Annotated in this window: 13 protein-coding genes; 5 read left to right on the top strand and 8 right to left on the bottom strand. The window is 69.1% G+C overall.

What is annotated here, in order from left to right; all coding sequences use genetic code 11:
• The first annotated feature begins 65 nt into the window (after positions 1-65).
• Positions 66-506 carry a metallopeptidase family protein gene (locus B3S45_RS12400; protein WP_071044746.1) on the top strand — a complete coding sequence of 147 codons (441 nt, stop codon included), beginning with the start codon at positions 66-68 and terminating at the stop codon, positions 504-506.
• Positions 507-522: 16 nt separating this feature from the next.
• Here B3S45_RS12400 and B3S45_RS12395 read toward each other — a convergent pair whose 3' ends face one another.
• The 4 genes from B3S45_RS12395 to manA all read right to left on the bottom strand — a co-directional run bounded on the left by B3S45_RS12395 (position 523) and on the right by manA (position 6,570).
• Positions 523-1,932: a DUF5719 family protein gene (locus B3S45_RS12395; protein ID WP_286720957.1), complete on the bottom strand. Its 1,410-nt coding sequence runs from the start codon at positions 1,930-1,932 to the stop codon at positions 523-525.
• Entirely contained in the window at positions 1,929-4,778 is a 2,850-nt protein-coding gene (locus B3S45_RS12390; protein WP_286720956.1) for a glycosyltransferase, read from the bottom strand. The genes B3S45_RS12395 and B3S45_RS12390 overlap by 4 nt, the downstream gene beginning before the upstream one ends.
• 83 nt (positions 4,779-4,861) lie before the next feature.
• Positions 4,862-5,182: a WhiB family transcriptional regulator gene (locus B3S45_RS12385; RefSeq protein WP_075807113.1), complete on the bottom strand. Its 321-nt coding sequence runs from the start codon at positions 5,180-5,182 to the stop codon at positions 4,862-4,864.
• Between the two features lie 224 nt (positions 5,183-5,406).
• Positions 5,407-6,570 carry a mannose-6-phosphate isomerase, class I gene (gene manA, locus B3S45_RS12380; RefSeq protein ID WP_286720954.1) on the bottom strand — a complete coding sequence of 388 codons (1,164 nt, stop codon included), beginning with the start codon at positions 6,568-6,570 and terminating at the stop codon, positions 5,407-5,409.
• 63 nt (positions 6,571-6,633) lie between these two features.
• On the opposite strand from manA, the gene B3S45_RS12375 reads away from it, so the two are divergent.
• A complete protein-coding gene (locus B3S45_RS12375) occupies positions 6,634-8,034 on the top strand; it encodes an O-antigen ligase family protein (protein ID WP_286720953.1) in 1,401 nt (466 codons plus the stop codon).
• Entirely contained in the window at positions 8,031-9,380 is a 1,350-nt protein-coding gene (locus tag B3S45_RS12370; RefSeq protein ID WP_286720951.1) for an O-antigen ligase family protein, read from the top strand. The genes B3S45_RS12375 and B3S45_RS12370 overlap by 4 nt, the downstream gene beginning before the upstream one ends.
• Here the strand turns inward: B3S45_RS12370 and B3S45_RS12365 are convergent.
• Together B3S45_RS12365 and B3S45_RS12360 are read right to left on the bottom strand one after the other, a co-directional pair.
• On the bottom strand, positions 9,368-10,108 hold the full coding sequence (locus B3S45_RS12365) for an ABC transporter ATP-binding protein (protein WP_286720949.1): 741 nt from the start codon (positions 10,106-10,108) through the stop codon (positions 9,368-9,370). The genes B3S45_RS12370 and B3S45_RS12365 overlap by 13 nt on opposite strands.
• Positions 10,109-10,110: 2 nt before the next feature.
• The gene (locus tag B3S45_RS12360) at positions 10,111-10,899 is read right to left on the bottom strand and encodes an ABC transporter permease (protein ID WP_286720948.1); all 789 of its coding nucleotides are present in this window, start codon (positions 10,897-10,899) and stop codon (positions 10,111-10,113) included.
• A gap of 128 nt (positions 10,900-11,027) precedes the next feature.
• Here B3S45_RS12360 and B3S45_RS12355 point away from each other — a divergent pair, with 128 nt between their 5' ends.
• Together B3S45_RS12355 and B3S45_RS12350 are read left to right on the top strand one after the other, a co-directional pair.
• Positions 11,028-12,938 carry a glycosyltransferase gene (locus B3S45_RS12355; RefSeq protein ID WP_286720946.1) on the top strand — a complete coding sequence of 637 codons (1,911 nt, stop codon included), beginning with the start codon at positions 11,028-11,030 and terminating at the stop codon, positions 12,936-12,938.
• A complete protein-coding gene (locus B3S45_RS12350; RefSeq protein ID WP_286720944.1) occupies positions 12,935-13,939 on the top strand; it encodes a glycosyltransferase in 1,005 nt (334 codons plus the stop codon). The genes B3S45_RS12355 and B3S45_RS12350 overlap by 4 nt, the downstream gene beginning before the upstream one ends.
• Positions 13,940-13,974: 35 nt before the next feature.
• Here B3S45_RS12350 and B3S45_RS12345 read toward each other — a convergent pair whose 3' ends face one another.
• Positions 13,975-15,204: a polysaccharide pyruvyl transferase family protein gene (locus B3S45_RS12345; protein ID WP_286720942.1), complete on the bottom strand. Its 1,230-nt coding sequence runs from the start codon at positions 15,202-15,204 to the stop codon at positions 13,975-13,977.
• Positions 15,201-16,175, bottom strand: coding sequence for a lysylphosphatidylglycerol synthase domain-containing protein (locus B3S45_RS12340; protein WP_286720940.1), 975 nt, complete (start codon positions 16,173-16,175; stop codon positions 15,201-15,203). The genes B3S45_RS12345 and B3S45_RS12340 overlap by 4 nt, the downstream gene beginning before the upstream one ends.
• Positions 16,176-16,177: the final 2 nt, after the last annotated feature.

Here is a 16,177-nt window from a genome sequence, read left to right as displayed (position 1 = left end):
GGTCTCACCCTAGTGAGCTGTTCCGACAGCATCCGGATGCCGCGCCGCGCACCTAGGATGGGGCCATGGCGTGGAGACGTGCGAAGCCCTCGGCGACACCGGCCCGCCGGCCCGCCCGCCACGGCCGCCACGGGCGCGTCGGCCGCAGCCCGATCGTGCGCCCGCCGCTTCCTCCCATCGACACCCGCATCGAGCGATTCGACCTCGCCGTCGGTGCGGCGGCGGAATTCCTGCGCTCGGCGTGGGACGACCTGCGCGACGTGAGCTTCGAGATCGGCGATATGCCCGGAGAGACCGGTGATCGCGGCATTCCGCGGTGGACGGTGGACACCACCCGCAAGCGCATCATCGTGTGGCGACTGCCCATCGAGCGGCTGAGCCACCTGCACCGCGACGACGACCTGCACCGGCGCATGATGATCGAGAGCTGCGTGTTCCGCGCGGCCGCGGAGTATCTGGACATGGATCCGTGGGATCTCGGCCCCGAGCGCTTCCGCTACTTCTGAGCCGCCGCCCGCGGGCTCACGGGTAGACGGTGATCGCGTCGGAGGCCGCCTCGGACGGCCACACCGGGTAGCCGGCGAGAGCACCATCACCACTGAAAGACAGGCCGGCGTGGATGCCGTCGCCGCCGTCGTCGATGCTGTAGACCATGCGCGCGGTCAGCCGGAGCGTTGTCGACGTGCGCGCGGCGACGACGACCTCCTGCTCGTCCGAGCCGTCGATCGCGGCGATCGCGACGGTCATCTCCGTATCGGTGACGTTCGCGAGGGTGAGCTGCGGCTCGGGACCCGCCGGGGTCGCGAACGTGCTCGGCGTGCCGAGCTCGGGCGCCGGCATGTACCACGCGAAGTCGGCCGCCTCGCCCGATCCCGTCGCCTGCCACACCGAGGCGAGCAGCTCGACCTCACCGGTCACCTCGACGGTGTACTGACCGACCTCGAGGCCGCCCAGCTCCGCCTCGGTCGGGATGCCCGCCGTCAGCTCGATCGTGCGCTCGACCACGACCGACTGCAGGGCGTCGGATGCGGTGACCCGCACCGTCGCGGTCGTGTCGGTGACGGGCGCGAGCAGGCGGAGCACGGTGCCCGGCTCGTCGTCCTCCGGCTCGTCGGCGACGCCGACACCGGTGATGACCTGGCTCGTCTGCGGAGCGGAGACGGCGGATGTCTGCTCGACCCCTCCGGCGATGAGGCCCCGCGTGATGCTGGACTGCACGGATGCGTGCACGGGCGCGCCCACGGCGGTCACGCGCACGACGGGGCTGGCTTCGCCGAGGATGAGCCCGGCGAGGGGGATGATGCGCTGGCTGCCGGCTGCCACGACGACGTCGGCGCCGCCGGGGGGTTCGATCGCGCCCTGTGCGCCGTAGGCGGTCAGCTGCACGGTCGCCGCGACATCGCCGGGGTTGGACAGCAGCACGAGGTCGGCGGATCCGGTGGCGGTGGATCCCGCGACGAGCCAGGATTCCATCAGCGCCGGCCGGCAGGGCGAAGCGGCGTAGCCGCGCAGGTCTTCGTCGGCGACGGTCGCGGAGCCGGCGGCTGCGACGTCGACGCGGTCCTCGCCGTCGGGCTCCGCGACCAGGGCGACGGCGCTCTCCTCCTCGCCCAGGGTGGGGGCGGGAAGCGCGGTGAGTTCGGGATCGGCGTCGGCTTCGCTCGTGCCCAGCGTGAAGGTGGAGTCCGCGGCGGAGACGATGCCGGCCGCATCCTCGACGTCGCGCCCGGTGGCCAGCAGATCGCCCGTGCACGCGGCGATGCTCTCCTCCGCCGCGGGACGCTCCTGGATCGACGGCGCCGTGCGGTCGATCTGCGGCCACGGCACCGACACCGCGGTGACGACGGCCACGACGAAGCCGATCCCGACCAGGGTGCCCACGAGCATCCGGGCGCTGGTGGTCGCCCAGCGGAAGGTGCGCTTGTCGCTCATGTGCCCTCCTGCCAGTACGGGCCGACGATGCGCGAGGTGCGTCGCGCGCCACGGCGGGATGCGGCGGTCGGCAGCGCGAGCAGCAGCGCGATGACGACGACGAGCAGCTGCGCGGCACCGACGACGACGGCGATCTGCGCGACCCACGCCGGCGCGGCTGCGCGCGGCGCGACCTCGTCGGAGACGCGCCACAGCACACCCTTGCTGGTGTCGCCCACCGGGTCGAGGCCGTTGCGCTGGTCGAGCGCGGTGGTCGCCGACAGCTGCAGTTCGCGAGCGCCGGATGCGTCGGGGTCGGCCGGGGGCGCCAGCAGCACGAAGCCGACGCCGTGCGCGGCGAGCCGGTCGACGGCGTCGTCGGCGGTGGAGGTCACGAGGTCGACGGCGATGTCGGCGAGTTCGCGGTCGGCCGCCGTCGGCACGGCGCGGGTGGACAGGAGGGTCGTCTGCCCGCCGAGCGTCTCGCTGCCGCCCCACACGACCTCCGCTGACAGTCCGCCGTCGGACTGCGGAGTGAGCAGGATGGTTCCCACGTCGGGGTCGTCGCGGCCCTCGGCGGCGACATATGCCGGCAGGGTGCTCTCGGGGCCGTTGGTGAGCAGGCTCGCCTCACGGGCGAGGGCGGTCAGCGACGGCACCGCCAGCACCACGATCGCGAGCGCAGCGGCGATCGCGATCGATCCGCGAGCGGACGACAGCCGTGGCGCGAGCCCGGCGTCGAGGGCGACCGCCGCCGCGCCGACCGCGCCGATCCACGCCAGACTGAGCCCGCTCCCCGGCCACACGGCGATCGTGAGCGCCTGGTCGAAGACGACGACGATGCCGACCGCGACGAAGGCGGTGCCGAATCCGAGCGCAGAGATCACCAGCAGGGTCACGCCGGCGGCCCAGCGCTGGGTGAGCGGGGCGAAGAGCGCGAGCACCGCCACCGGGGCCGACAAAAGCGGCACCCACCAGGTGGCGACGCCGGGGAGGAACTCCTGCCAGCCCGCCATGTCCGGGGTCGGGATGCCGGCGGCGAGGAGGCCCCGACCGGTCGGATCGGCCGCCACCTGCGGGCCCGCCCACGGCACCCCGGGATCGGCGAATAGGCCGAACACGTCGCCGGTGCGCACCTGGTCGATGATCAACGGCGCGAAGAGCACGACGGTCGGGATGACGAGCCAGATGAGCCGGGCGACGCCGTTTCCGCCGCGCATCACGACCGACAGGATGATCGCGCCCGTCCACACCACGGCGAAGGCGGGGGCGAGCGACGGAGCGCACGCGACCACCGCGGCCAGCAGCAGCGAAGCCACCCCGGAGGCGACCCAGGTGCGATGCGCGATGGAGCCGGCGTAGAACAGCCACGGCAGCAGCAGGTGCACGAGGACGGCGGTGGGCCGCCCGTCGACGAGAGCGACGAGGAACATCGGCGCGAGCGTCCACAGTGCCCCCACCATCACCCGCAGCGAACCGCGATCGGTCACGCGCACCGCCGCGAACCAGCCCCCGAGGGCGGCGAGCGGCAGCGCGAGGATCCACAGCACGACGATCGCGTGCGACGGCTCGAACGGCGACAGCGAGCCGATGACGGCGATGACGGCCGAGAACGGGTCGGCAGCGCCGATGGTCTCCCAGCCGAGCGGGCGCAGGCCGAAGGCCGCATCCGCCCACAGCTGCGCGACGGTGGCACGGAGGGGCTGCAGCGCTCCCCCGCCGAGCACGGGCCACGCCAGCAGGCTCGCGAACGAGGCGACCGAGACCACGAGAGCGGCGAGCACGAGCCACGCGCCGCCCTTGGTGAAGAAGCCCAGCTCACCGCGCACCGGCGCCGAGTCGACGACGCCGCGGTCTTCGTCCAGGCGCTGGCGCAGCTGATGTCCGGTGAACCGCAGCGGCGCGATCTGCGCCCACGAGGCCCGCCGGCTGCGGCGGATGCGGCCGCGTGACCGTGCGATCGCCGGCACGCGCAGGGCGACGACGACCGCAGCGGCCCACTGCGGCCACACCAACCCCGGCTGCTTGCGCACGAGGAACACGGCCGACAGCCACAGGGCCAGCGGCAGCAGCGAGAGCCAGTGCAGGAACACCGCCGGCGCGGGAGCGTAGGCGAGGCGTCGATGCAGCTGGGCGGTGCGCACCGCGCGCGCCCCGCGGCGCCGGGCTCGGCCGTTGCGCGGGGCGGGCAGGCCCGCGACCCCGTCGCCGGCGACGGCCACGAGCGCGGTCGGAACGAGCGAGATGCGCGAGCCGGCGAGGCGCGCGCGCACCGCGAGGTCGAGCCCCTCGTCGGCGCCGCCGAGGGCGGGATCGACCCCCTCGAGGGCACGCCACGCGTCGGATCGCACCAGTACGCCGCGCACGTCGGAGCCGAGCACGTCGTGCGTCACGTCGTGCTGCCCCTGGTCGAGCTCGTCGTCGGCGAGACCCACCGAGCGCCCGGTGGCCGTCATCGACACCCCGAGCGAGACGATCTCGGAGCGGTCTTCCCACCGCACGAGCTTCGGAGCGACGAACGCGACGGAGGGCGCCAGTTCGAGGGCGCCGGCGAGGCGGGTGAGCGCATCGGGCTCGGGGGCGGTGTCCTGCGCGAGCAGCCAGACCGCGTCTCCGTCGAGGCGGTGGGTGCCCAGGGCGGTGGCGGCGGCGAAGGAGGTGCCGGCGGAGGCGGTGATGACCGATTCCGCGCCGGATGAGGCCGCGAGTTCACGAACGGCGGCGTCTTCACCGCAGATCACGATCGTCAGCGCGTCGACGGGGCGCCGCTGCTCGTTCAGCGCCGCGAGGGTGCGCCGCAGGTGGAACGCGGCCGACGGACGACCGTCGGGGCGCACCACGAGGAGGGCATGGACACGGGCGGGCATGGCCAGGTAAGCCTATGCGGGCGGCGCGACGAGGGTCGCGCGCACGCGCCGGGAGCGCCGCATCCCGCGGCGGCAGTGGCGGATCAGCTCGCGCGGCGCTTGAGCTTGCGCCGTTCGCGTTCGGACAGGCCGCCCCAGATACCGAACCGCTCGTCGTTCTGGAGCGCGTACTCGAGGCATTCGTCACGCACATCGCACGAGGTGCAGATGCGCTTGGCGTCGCGCGTCGAGCCGCCCTTCTCCGGGAAGAACGCCTCCGGGTCGGTCTGGGCGCACAGCGCGTCTGTCTGCCACGCGAGTGCATTCTCGTCGTCGGTCTCGGCTGGACGTCGCACGCCCGGCACGCCGAGCTGTACGGGATCGACGAACCAATTCTCGGGAACGCCGGAACGGTAACCCGTCATCTTGCTCTCCCACCTCGTGGTTTCCCCCCACGCCGGTCCGCGTGTTGGGAATAATTACACAGGTGTAGTTCCCCACGGTCAAGTCGCAGATCGTAAAGCCTCACCCCCGGGTTGAAGCTTCGCGACGCGCCGTCGGCGTGTCGCGGCAGATCACGATGCGGCCACGAAGCCGGGCGCTCGAATGCGGCTACGCGGCCGAGCCGTCGGGTGCGACGAGATCGGGTCTACGCGATGAACCCCGTTGAGGCGATGAACACCGTGCCCGTGCCGCGCAGCACCGCGCCTTCGGCGTCGGGGGTGACGAGCACGGCCCGACCGGGCGTGAGGGCGAGGTCGTCTCCCGCGGACTCGACCGTGACCTCGCCGGCCGTCGCGAGCAGGATCGCGGTGTCGGAGACGGGCACCCGCACCGGGGTGTCGGCCCCCACATCCGCCCGTCGCAGCGTGAAGTCGGGCGCGGGGGTCGGATAGCGCCACAGGCCCTCGCCGACCTCGTGCGCGTCGACGCGGGGCGCCGGGCCGGGCGACGGTGTCAGCACCGAGACGAGTTCGCCGACGTCGATGTGCTTAGGGGTGAGACCGCCGCGCAGCACGTTGTCACTGGCGGCCATGAGTTCGACCCCGAGCCCCGCGACGTAGGCGTGCAGCACGCCGGCGGGCACGTAGAGTCCCTCCCCCGGTGCGAGCGAGACGAGGTTCATGAGCATCGCCACGATCACACCCGGGTCGGACGGATAGGCCTGCGCCAGGTGGGCGACGAGATCGAGCTCGGCGTCGAAGCCGGCGCCGCGGGGTGCGTCGAGGGCCGCACGGATCAGCGCGTCGACCTCATCCTGAGCCTCGCCGGAGAGCAGCCAGGCGATCACGGCGGAAAGGGACGCCTCCGCGTCGGCGTCGTCGAGGCGGGCGGAGAGCACCGCGCCCGTCGGGCCGAGCAGCGCGAGCAGCCGGCGGGTGTCGGCGAGCGCGCGCAGGCCGGCGAGCGCCAGGAACTCGTCGCTGACGGCGACGATCAGCTCGGGCTTGTGGTTGTCGTCGCGGTAGGTGCGGTGGCCCGCGTCGCGCGGGATGCCGGCCCGCTCCTCCCGCGCGAAGCCGGCCTCGGCCTGCTCCTTCGACGGGTGCGCCTGAATCGACAGCGGCGATCCGGCCGCGAGGAGCTTCATCAGGAACGTCAGCTTCGCCGGGGCTCCCGCGGCGCCGCCTTCTTCGGCGAGCCACGCGTCGAGGGTGCGGCCGTCGGCGGTGATCGCCGGGTTGCCGGGGTGGTCGCCGAGCCAGACTTCGGCCTCGGGTCGTCCGGTGGGCTCGCGACCCTCGAGGCGGGCGATGAGATCGGTCGAGCCCCAGGCGTAGTCGCGGGGGGTGTTCGTCAGGGGAACCAGCACGCCTCCAGACTAGGGCGACGCGCACCGCGTCTTCACCGGCGATCCCGGTACCCTGAACACCTGATGGCCGTCCACACGAAACACCCGGTGTCGGCGCCGCCGGCCGCCCCCGCCCGCGAGAAGACCGGTCACCTGCTGCTGCGCGCGTGGTGCATCTTCGTGCTCACCCTCGCCATCGGCGGCGTCTCGTGGGCGAACGCGTTCGGCGTGCCCATCGCCTCGGTGATCACCGTGCTCGCCGCGCTGGTGTCGGTGGCGCTGTGGTTCACGATCCGCCCGCCGGTGCAGTGGCGGCGCCTGCCCTGGTACGCGCTGGTCTACGTCGCGTTCGCGGCGGCGTCGGTGCTGTGGTCGGCGTGGCCCGCGGCGACGGCGATCACGTGGTCGCTCCTGGCTCTCACGACCTTCCAGGCGCTGTTCGTCGGGGGCGTGCTGACCTGGCAGGAGCTCGTCCGCGCGATCTCGTCGGCGCTGCAGTGGGTGCTGTCGGTGTCACTCCTGTTCGAGCTGTTCGTGTCGGTCGTGCTGCAGCATCCGGTCATGCCGCAGTTCGCGGAGGCGCCGGAGGGGGTCGATCCGATCGTCTACTGGTCGCGCGACAACCTGTTCGACGGCGGCCGCATTCAGGGGGTCTTCGGCAACGCGAACCTGCTCGGGATCGTCGCCGCGCTCGCGATCATCGTGTTCGCCGTGCGCTACGCGTCGCAGACGCCGAAGCGGCACGGGCAGCTGTTCTGGGTCGTGCTCGCGGGCTACCTGCTGCTTCGTGCCGGCTCGGCGACCGCCTACCTCTGCCTCGCCGGCGCAGCATTGGTGCTGGCGACCGTGCTGCTGATGCGCACCGCGAAGCGGCCGGGTGAGCGCACCAAGTACTACGTCGCCTACGCGGTGATCGGCCTGGGCGGCGGGCTCACGCTGTGGTTCGGCCGCGACCTGATCTTCTCCGCGCTGGGGCGCGACTCCGACCTGACCGGCCGCGAGATGATCTGGGATGCGGTGCTGACGCGTGCGGGCGAGCGCCCGTGGGCGGGGTGGGGCTACTCCACGCCGTGGGTGCCGTGGGAGGCGAGCATCGACGGGTGGATCATCGATCACGACCAGACGGTGATGCAGGCGCACAGCATGTGGGTGGATGTGCTCTTCCAGCTCGGCGTGATCGGGCTGCTGCTCATCGGCCTCGCCTACTTCGCCTTCGTGTGGCGGTCGTGGTTCTTCGCCGTCGACCGTCCGCGCTGGGACCTGCGGGCCGACCGGCCCTACTCGGCGCTGTCGCTGCTGCCGACCCTCACCGGGGCGGTGCTGCTGGCGCAGGGCTTCTCGGAGTCGAATCCGCTCATGCTGTGGGGCTGGATGTTCGTGGTCATGTTCGCGTTCAAGATCAAGCAGTCGCCGCACATCGGCGAGGGGCCGATCGAGCAGCGCCTCGCGATCGAGCGGGGCGAGCTGATGAAGCAGGAGCCGTGACACCGGCCGCGCGCACCGCGTGGCTGACCGGCCTGCTGGCCTCGGCGCCCTTCGCGCGCGCCTATACCCTGGCCGCCCTCGGGGCGGTCTTCTCCTCCTTCGCGATCGAGCGCACCGCCGGTCTCGTCTCGTACGTGACGATCATCGTGGGCCTGTGCGTGCTCGGGCTCGGGATGCTGCTGGCGCGGCGCCGCGAGATCTCGCTCCTGCGACTGGTGCCGGTGTCGGTGGTGCTCTTCGTGGCGTGGGCGCTCGCCAGTACGTTCTGGAGTTCGGATTCCTCGGAGACGTGGTGGAACTGGGTGGCGCTCGCCGGCATCGCGTTCCTCGCGATCGTGATCGGCCACGTGCGCGACACGCTGCAGACCGTGCGGGCGCTCGGCGATGTGCTCCGCGTGCTGCTGGGCGCCTCCCTCGTCGTGGAGATCCTCTCCGGCATCCTCCTCGATGTGCCCTTCCGGTTCCTCGGCGTGCAGGGCAACATCGCCACCGAGGGGTCGATCCAGGGCATCTTCGGCACGCGCAACCTGCTGGGGTTCGTGGCCGTCATGGCGCTTGTGACGTTCCTCATCGAGTACCGCACGCAGTCGGTGCGGGTCGGCGTGTCGGTCGTGTCGGTGGTGCTCGCGGGGGCGCTGGGGTTCTTCAGCGACTCCCCCACCGTGCTCGTGCTCGCCGTCGGCGTGGGAGCCGCCGTCGCCGCCCTCGCATGGGTTCGGCACACACGAGCCGAGCGTCGCGGCGCGGTGCAGTGGTTCCTCGGTGGCGTCGTCATCATCGGGCTTGTGATCGGATACGTCGCGCGGCATCCGATCGTCGCGTTCCTCGGCGCGGGCACCGACTTCTCCACCCGCGTGACGCTCTGGAACACGATGGTCGACTACGTGCGGTTCGCCCCCATCGAAGGTCAGGGGTGGTACGGGCCGTGGGATGACACCGAATGGCCCTTCAACGCGCTCAACTACGTGCTGAACGCCGACCACGCGAGCGGCCTCAACGCGTACCTCGACGTGCTGCTGCAACTGGGCTGGGTGGGACTGCTGATCTTCCTCGCGCTGTGCAGCACAGCGCTGGTGCGCTCGTGGCTCGACGCGAGCGAGCGACGCTCGGTCGTCTACGCCTGGACGCCGCTCATGCTCGTGACGCTGCTCATCGACTCGATGTTCGAGTCGTTCACCCTGTCGGGCCTCGGGTGGCTGATGCTCGTGCTGTGCGCGGTGCGCGCCGGCCAGTCCCGCTCGTGGCGCGCTCGACTCCGCAGCGGCGAGGGATCTCCCGGGCTCGACCCCGAGGGTCTTCCCGATCTGGGGTCAGATCCAGGGCCCTCCGGAGGTCAGGCGGGGTAATCGGCGTTGTACCGGTCGAGCACCTCATCGAGGCTCGCATCCAGCTCGAGGCGCCCCTTCCTGAGGTAAAGACCGCGGTCGCAGAAACGCCGAAGGTCGCGCTCGTTGTGGCTGACGAAGAAGAGCGTCCGCCCTCCCGCCAGAAGCTCGTCGATCCGCGCATAGCACTTCTCCCGGAACGCTTTGTCGCCGACGGCGAGAACCTCGTCGACGAGCAGGATCGGCTCGTCGAGCTCGGAGACGACTGCGAAGGCCAAGCGGACCTTCATCCCGTTCGAGAGGTGCTTGTACGGCGTGTCGATGAAGTCCTCGAGTTCCGCGAACTCGATGATGCCGTCGAACCGGCGGTTGACCTCGGAGCGAGGCATGCCGTGCAGCCCGGCCGTGAGTCGTACGTTCTCTCGGACAGTGAGGTCACCGACGAAACCGCCGGTGATCTCGATGAGGGGAGCCACCCCCCCGTCGACGGTGACGGACCCCTCGTCCGGAAGCAATACTCCGGCGACGAGCTTCAGGAGCGTGGACTTCCCTTGCCCGTTCCGGCCGACGACCCCGATCGCCTCGCCGGGTCGCACGTGGAAGGACACGTCGCGCAGAGCCCAGAACTCGTTGGGGCGGCTGCGCCGCGAAGCGCCACCGAACAGATCCTTCAGACTCCGGCGACCCCGACGATTCCGGCGGAACCGCACGCCGAGCTCGTCGACGCGGATGGCGGACTGCTCGCTCATCCTCACAGCTCCTTTAGCACAGCCGGCTCGAGGCGCCGGAACACCAACAGACCTGCGACCAGGAACGCGAGGCACATGGCTGCCGAGACGATGAACGCGAGAGGGTCCCACTGGTCGGGAAAGAATGCGACTCGGTAGAGCGAGAAGATCCCGGCCAGCGGATTGAACGCCGCGAGGGTGGGGAAAACCCCCGGCAGATCGTAGATGCCGTAGATGATCGGCGAGGCGTAGAACAGGGCGCGCAGGATGAGACGCGTCGTTCGCTCCAGATCCCCCCACAGCATGCACAGGGGCGCGACGAGAAGTCCGAGTCCGACCAGGAGCACAAGCTGCATGATGACGGCGATCGGGAAGAGCAGCACGCCCCACGTCAGGGTCGCTCCGCCGAGGATCGCGAAGAAGACGATCACCGGAAGGGAGAAGAGAAATTCGATCCCCTTGCTCAGGATGATCCGTGTGACCCAGATCGAACGAGGGATGGACGTTGAACGGACGAGCCGTGCGTCCTTCGAGAAAGCCTTGGTGAAGTCGGTGACCGACGCGTTGAACCAGACCCACGGCAGGAGCGCGGTGATGAGGAAGACGATGTACGGCTCCGTCCCCACGGTTCGTTCGAACACCTGCGTGAAGACGAACCAGTAGATGAGGCTCATCACGAGAGGATCGAGGATCGACCACAGGTATCCCAGCGCACTCGTCGAGTAGCGAACTCTGAGGTCGCGCGCCGACAGGAGCCAGAGCGAGTGGAAGTACCGGCGAGCGCTGCCCGGCGCACCGACGGTCTGAGTCATCACAGGCATGATCCTATGGCGCACGGAGACATCGAATGCAGAACGACGTGCAGGGATCGGCGAGGCGGCCCGGGTAGGATCGACGGCGGCTTCGCCGCAGCGTCCAGCCCAGCGCGATCGGAGATATCTTGCCGCAGGTTCTGCAGAACGTCGTCTTCCCCACCGAGCGGGATCCCGACATCCTTCCGCTGTACGCGGACCCGGAAACCTGGGCGACCATCGACGAGGAGCCCGTGCGGGTCACGAGCGTTGCCCACCTCGCCAACGTGCTGGATCGGCGACGCGCGACTGTCCCGGCTGGCCGTCGCGTGTCGTTCGCTTCCTATTTCAATGCGTTTCCCGCGTCGTACTGGCAGCACTGGACGACGGTGCGGTCGGTGATGCTCACCGTGCGAACGGCCGGCCGCGGCACGGTCCTCGTCTACCGCTCGAATGGCAGTGGGGTGAAGCAGCGCATCCTCACGAACGAAGTCGACGGCGCGGCGACGACATCAGTCGAACTCGTGCTCAACCAGTACAGCGATGGCGGCTGGATCTGGTTCGATCTCGTGGCCGACGCCGAGGACCTCGCCTTCGAAGGCGCCGAATGGACCACGGACGACGTTCCCGCCCGCGCGGGAAGAGCGTCGCTCGGGATCACCACGTTCAACAAGCCGGACTACTGCGTCGAGACCCTCGCGAACCTCGCCGACGCTCCCGAGGCGCTCGAGCTCATCGACCGCATCTTCGTCATCGATCAGGGCACCGACCTCGTCGGCGACCGTCCCGAATTCCCCGGACTGGTTGAGCGTCTGGGCGAGCAGCTCGTTGTGCTTCGTCAGCCGAACCTCGGGGGCTCCGGCGGCTTCTCCCGAGCCATGGTCGAGACACTCGCGCGAGAAGACAGCGACTTCGTGCAGCTCCTCGACGACGATGTGCGCATCGAGCCCGAGTCGATCCGCCGGTCCATCCTCTTCGGGCAGTACGCGACTACGCCGACGATCGTGGGCGCGCACATGTTCGACCTGCTCGATCGGCCCAAGCTTCACGCCTGGGCAGAGGTCGTCGACGAGCAGCCGTTCATGTGGCGCGCGCTTTTCCAGGAGCGCATGCCGCACGACTTCTCCGAGGGCAACCTTCGCCAGTCCCCCACCCTCCACATGCGCCTCGACGCCGACTACAACGGCTGGTGGATGTGCCTGATCCCGAAGGAAGCCCTCGAGAAGGTCGGCCTCGCACTGCCCGCCTTCATCAAGTGGGATGACGCGGAGCACTGTCTGCGTGCCCGGGAGGCAGGGGTTCCGACGGTGTCGTTGCCCGGCGTCGCGCTGTGGCACGTCTCCTGGGTTGGCAAGGATGACTCAATCGATTGGCAGGCGTACTTTCACGCGCGCAACCGCATCGTCGCGGCACTTCTGCACTCACGAGCACCCGAAGGCGGAACACTTCTGCGACACAGCCGCCGCGTCGACCTCAAACACCTCATGATGATGCAGTACTATCCCGTGGCACTTCGCCATCGGGCGCTGCGCGACATCCTCTCGGGGCCCGACCACATGTGGCGCACCCTGGCGACCGCGATGCCGGAGGCGCGCGCCCTCGCAAGACAGTTCCCCGAAACGGTCGTCCATAAGGACGACGGTAGCCCCATGAGATCGCGGCGCGGACGTCAGGTGTTCAAACGGCTGCGCCGCCACGCCTATGACAGCCCGGCCGGCATGCGACTCCGGTGGTTCACCGCGACCACACTGATCTCTCATTGGCTGCACGAGCCGCGGCCGGAGAACGTCGCTCAGCCGGAAGTGGAGTTCGGCAAAACCGACGCGCATTGGTGGCGCGTCCCGCTGTTTGACAGTGCGCTCGTGAGCACCGCAGATGGCGCCGGGAAGAACGTGTACACGCGTGATCGCGCAGCATACCGACGCATGCTCGTCGAATCAATCCGACTTCACCGTGCGCTGCGAAAGGATTGGAGGCGCCTTTCGCGCGATTATCGCGCGGCGCTTCCCGCCCTGACCTCACCGGAGGCTTGGGCCTCGACTTTTGAGGAGGAGAGATGACCGTGACTGAGCGAGGTATCGCAGGCGTGGAACAACACTCCTTCCAACCGGCATCCGCGACGATCGCGATCGTCACGTTCAATCGCTCACACCTGCTCGCCGGACTTCTCGAGAGCATCACGCGCATGGACCCGAAGCCTGGACATGTCGTGGTCGTCGACAACGCGTCCAGCGATGACACCACCGAGATTGTGGAGTCGTTTCGCGATCGCCTCGGCACCGAGCTCGTGTACCGTCGCCTCGAGTCGAACACGGGCGGCTCGGGCGGTTTCAGCGAAGGAATGCGTATCGCCTACGATCTCGGCTCCACCTGGATTTGGCTCATGGACGACGATGTCGAGGTGCTTCCGGACGGTCTCGCTCGGATGGGCGCGTGGGCGCCCCGATTTAAGACCGTTCAGGGACGCCGCTACGATTACGACGGCAGCGAGTTCTACTGGCAGTACCGAATCGCCGAGAAGATGGCGATCCCGATTCCGTTCGCTCCCGCCGGCTTCGACGAGTCCGGCTACAAGGAGATGAACTCCGGCTGCTTCGAAGGCATGTTCATCCACCGGGATATCGTGAGGCAGATCGGACTTCCCGACCCTCGGTTCTTCATCTACTGGGATGACCAGCTGTACGGCTGGCTGGCGTCACGCGTCACAACGTCGGTCATCGTCGACGAGTTCGTTCTCCGCCGTACCCGCGAAATCAAACAGTGGGACATGGGCATCCGCCACATGAATGCCTCAAGCAACGCGTACAGGTACTACATCATGCGCAACCGGGCCATCATCAAGAAGTACTATCGCGCCAACGGCGTGTATCACCCGCTGCTGTTCGGGCTGGGCACGTCGCTTACGTTCGGCAAAGAGCTCATTCGTCTCCTCTTCGTCGAACGCACGGTACGGGGCACCAGCAATCTGTGGCGCGGCCTGCGAGACGGACGCATAATCGGACGCGACGGTAACTTCAGAACCATGCCCTCGCTAGCGGAACCCTCTGCCGCCGGTAGCTGACCAATACAAACGGACCCGACGGTCGTAGCGAGCGTTCATTGATGGGTGCGCACAACCTGCGCAATGAGTTCGGCCTGCTCAATCGATCGCGCCTTTACAACCGGCAGACGTTCATCGAGCTTCCGTTCCACAACCGGCCGAGCATCCTCGAGTGCCTCGAAGCGTTCCACCAAGTACTCGAGAGTCAGCATGTCGTGACCGAAGGCCCATTCCTCCAGTTCGAACATCTCGAGGACCTCGCGGTACTTGTGGCTCCAGCCGATCACGAGCGTCGGCACCGCCATGGCGAGCGACGAGACCATCGCGTGGAACCGGCTGGCGACGAAGAACGAGCACTGTCCGATCAGATAGCGCAGCTGCTGCGAGCTGAGTTCCCGATCGACGAAGAGGAGGTCGTCACCCAGCGTGAGCCGCGAGTGGATCTCACGGCACAGCGGCAGATCGTTGTTGTGGGTCTTGTCGGTTCCGGTGCGCACGCTGTGGGGCAGGAGGAGCACGCGCTTGCCCTGTGCGCGCACGTGCGCGATGAAGTCGACGATCTGCCCGGCGTAATCGCCGCCGCGTGCGTCGACCTTCTTCTGCAGCACCACGCTCGGGCACACGCCCACCACGTCCTCGTCGAAGAACGACAGATCGAGATGACGGGACACCTGCTCGCTCTCGGTGCCCTCGAGCTCGAGCGAGAAGGCGTAGTCGGCGCCCGCGACGAGGTTGGTCAGTCCCAGCCCCTCGGCGTACTCGTGGGTGATGCGGCCGCGCGTGACGACCGTCGCCGCCTTGGGCAGGAAGGTGCGCGACGCCCAGCGGTTGATCGGATTCTGGAACGGGCCGACGGCCTGGGCGCACTTGAAGACGGGCGTGCGGGTGTTCAGCGCCGGCAGGATCGATGCGACGTTGTACAGGAGGAACTTCTCGCGCCCGTCGGTGAAGGTGATGCCGCCCTGGTCGAGCAGCACCGACGACTCGGCGAGTGCGCGGATCACACGCGAATGGCGACGCAGCGTCCCGCGCAGGAACGGCAGGACGCGGTAGGCCAGCGCGAGGGTGTTGATCGTCACGCCCAGCTGACGCGGATTCGCCGGCAGGATCTCGAGGTTCGGGTACGGGTTCTGCGCGGCGTCTTCGCGCGGGTACATGCTGAGCAGCGTGAACCGGGGGTCGTCGAGTCGCTCGCCGAGGGACTGGATCGCCGCTTCGAGCATGGCGGAGGCGCCCTTGTTGCCCGACAGGGCTGAGCCGATGATGGTGATCCGCGGACCGGTCATGGTCGGTACTCCTTGGGGATGGTGCGGCGGATGCCGACGTAAATGAGGGCGACGAGGCCGTCGCCGAGGGTGCTGAGGAGGCGCGCGAGGAGGCTGATGACGATCGCCTCCGCGACGGGGATGTACTGGCTGAGGACGAGCACGATGACGGCCTCGCGAACTCCGAGACCGCTGGGCACGAAGAACGCGAGGATTCCGATCGCACCGGCCAGCACGTAGGCGGCCGCGAAGGGAAGCCACTGCGTGGGCGGGACCGCACTGACGGTCGCGGCGATCATTACGAAGCCGATGCCGTTGAGCGCACGGGGCCCGAGGAATCCGACGATGTACGCGAGCGTCCGCCCGGTCGACAGAAAGTACTCCTTCGGCACCTCGCGCTTGAGCGCGCGCCGCGCGGGGATGCTCACGAGGCGGTGGAAGACCGGCGGGTACAGCAGCGCCGCGAGCGGCACGAGCACGAGGAGTGGCAGGACCAGCAGCGTCGCATTCTCACCGAAGATCTCGGGCCCCAGGCTGAGCAGCAGGACCACGGCGCCGGGGACGATCGAGGCGAACTGCAGGAACACATTCTCGTACACGAACGTGATGAGCACGAGCGAACGACTGACGCCCTTCTTACCCGCCCAGACGACCTTGTTCACCACAGACCCAACCTGGCCGGGAATGTACTTGAGCAGCCACGAGGCGCACTGCACCGCGATCGCCTCGGCCACGCTCACGCGCCCGCCGAGGTCGGTGTCGAGCACGCGCACCATGTGCCCCCACAGCAGGCCCGTCAGCGGGACGGCGAGGGCGAATACCACCGTCGCTACGATCCACCAGGGGCTGAAGGCGAGCTGCTCGGCGGCGATCGCATCCCAGTTGTCCCACAGCGCGACGGCGAAGAAGTACCCGACGACGCCGACGACGAGGACCGTCAGCGCCCAGCGGAGCGCGCGACGTCGCCAGCGCGGAGCGGATTCCTCGGTCATGC

Origin of the sequence: Microbacterium sp. UBA1612, from assembly GCF_002321605.1 — a bacterium.
Classification (GTDB): Bacteria; Actinomycetota; Actinomycetes; order Actinomycetales; family Microbacteriaceae; genus Microbacterium; species Microbacterium luteum.
The sequence above is the reverse complement of the archived record's forward strand: the minus strand, read 5'-3'. Positions and strand labels throughout refer to the sequence as shown.

Coding starts and splice junctions, on each gene's coding strand:
- B3S45_RS12400 (WP_071044746.1), top strand. CDS start 66: ATGGCGTGGAGACGTGCGAAGCCCTCGGCGACACCGGCCCGCCGGCCC.
- B3S45_RS12395 (WP_286720957.1), bottom strand. CDS start 1,932: ATGAGCGACAAGCGCACCTTCCGCTGGGCGACCACCAGCGCCCGGATG.
- B3S45_RS12390 (WP_286720956.1), bottom strand. CDS start 4,778: ATGCCCGCCCGTGTCCATGCCCTCCTCGTGGTGCGCCCCGACGGTCGT.
- B3S45_RS12385 (WP_075807113.1), bottom strand. CDS start 5,182: ATGACGGGTTACCGTTCCGGCGTTCCCGAGAATTGGTTCGTCGATCCC.
- B3S45_RS12375 (WP_286720953.1), top strand. CDS start 6,634: ATGGCCGTCCACACGAAACACCCGGTGTCGGCGCCGCCGGCCGCCCCC.
- B3S45_RS12365 (WP_286720949.1), bottom strand. CDS start 10,108: ATGAGCGAGCAGTCCGCCATCCGCGTCGACGAGCTCGGCGTGCGGTTC.
- B3S45_RS12360 (WP_286720948.1), bottom strand. CDS start 10,899: ATGACTCAGACCGTCGGTGCGCCGGGCAGCGCTCGCCGGTACTTCCAC.
- B3S45_RS12350 (WP_286720944.1), top strand. CDS start 12,935: ATGACCGTGACTGAGCGAGGTATCGCAGGCGTGGAACAACACTCCTTC.
- B3S45_RS12345 (WP_286720942.1), bottom strand. CDS start 15,204: ATGACCGGTCCGCGGATCACCATCATCGGCTCAGCCCTGTCGGGCAAC.
- B3S45_RS12340 (WP_286720940.1), bottom strand. CDS start 16,175: ATGACCGAGGAATCCGCTCCGCGCTGGCGACGTCGCGCGCTCCGCTGG.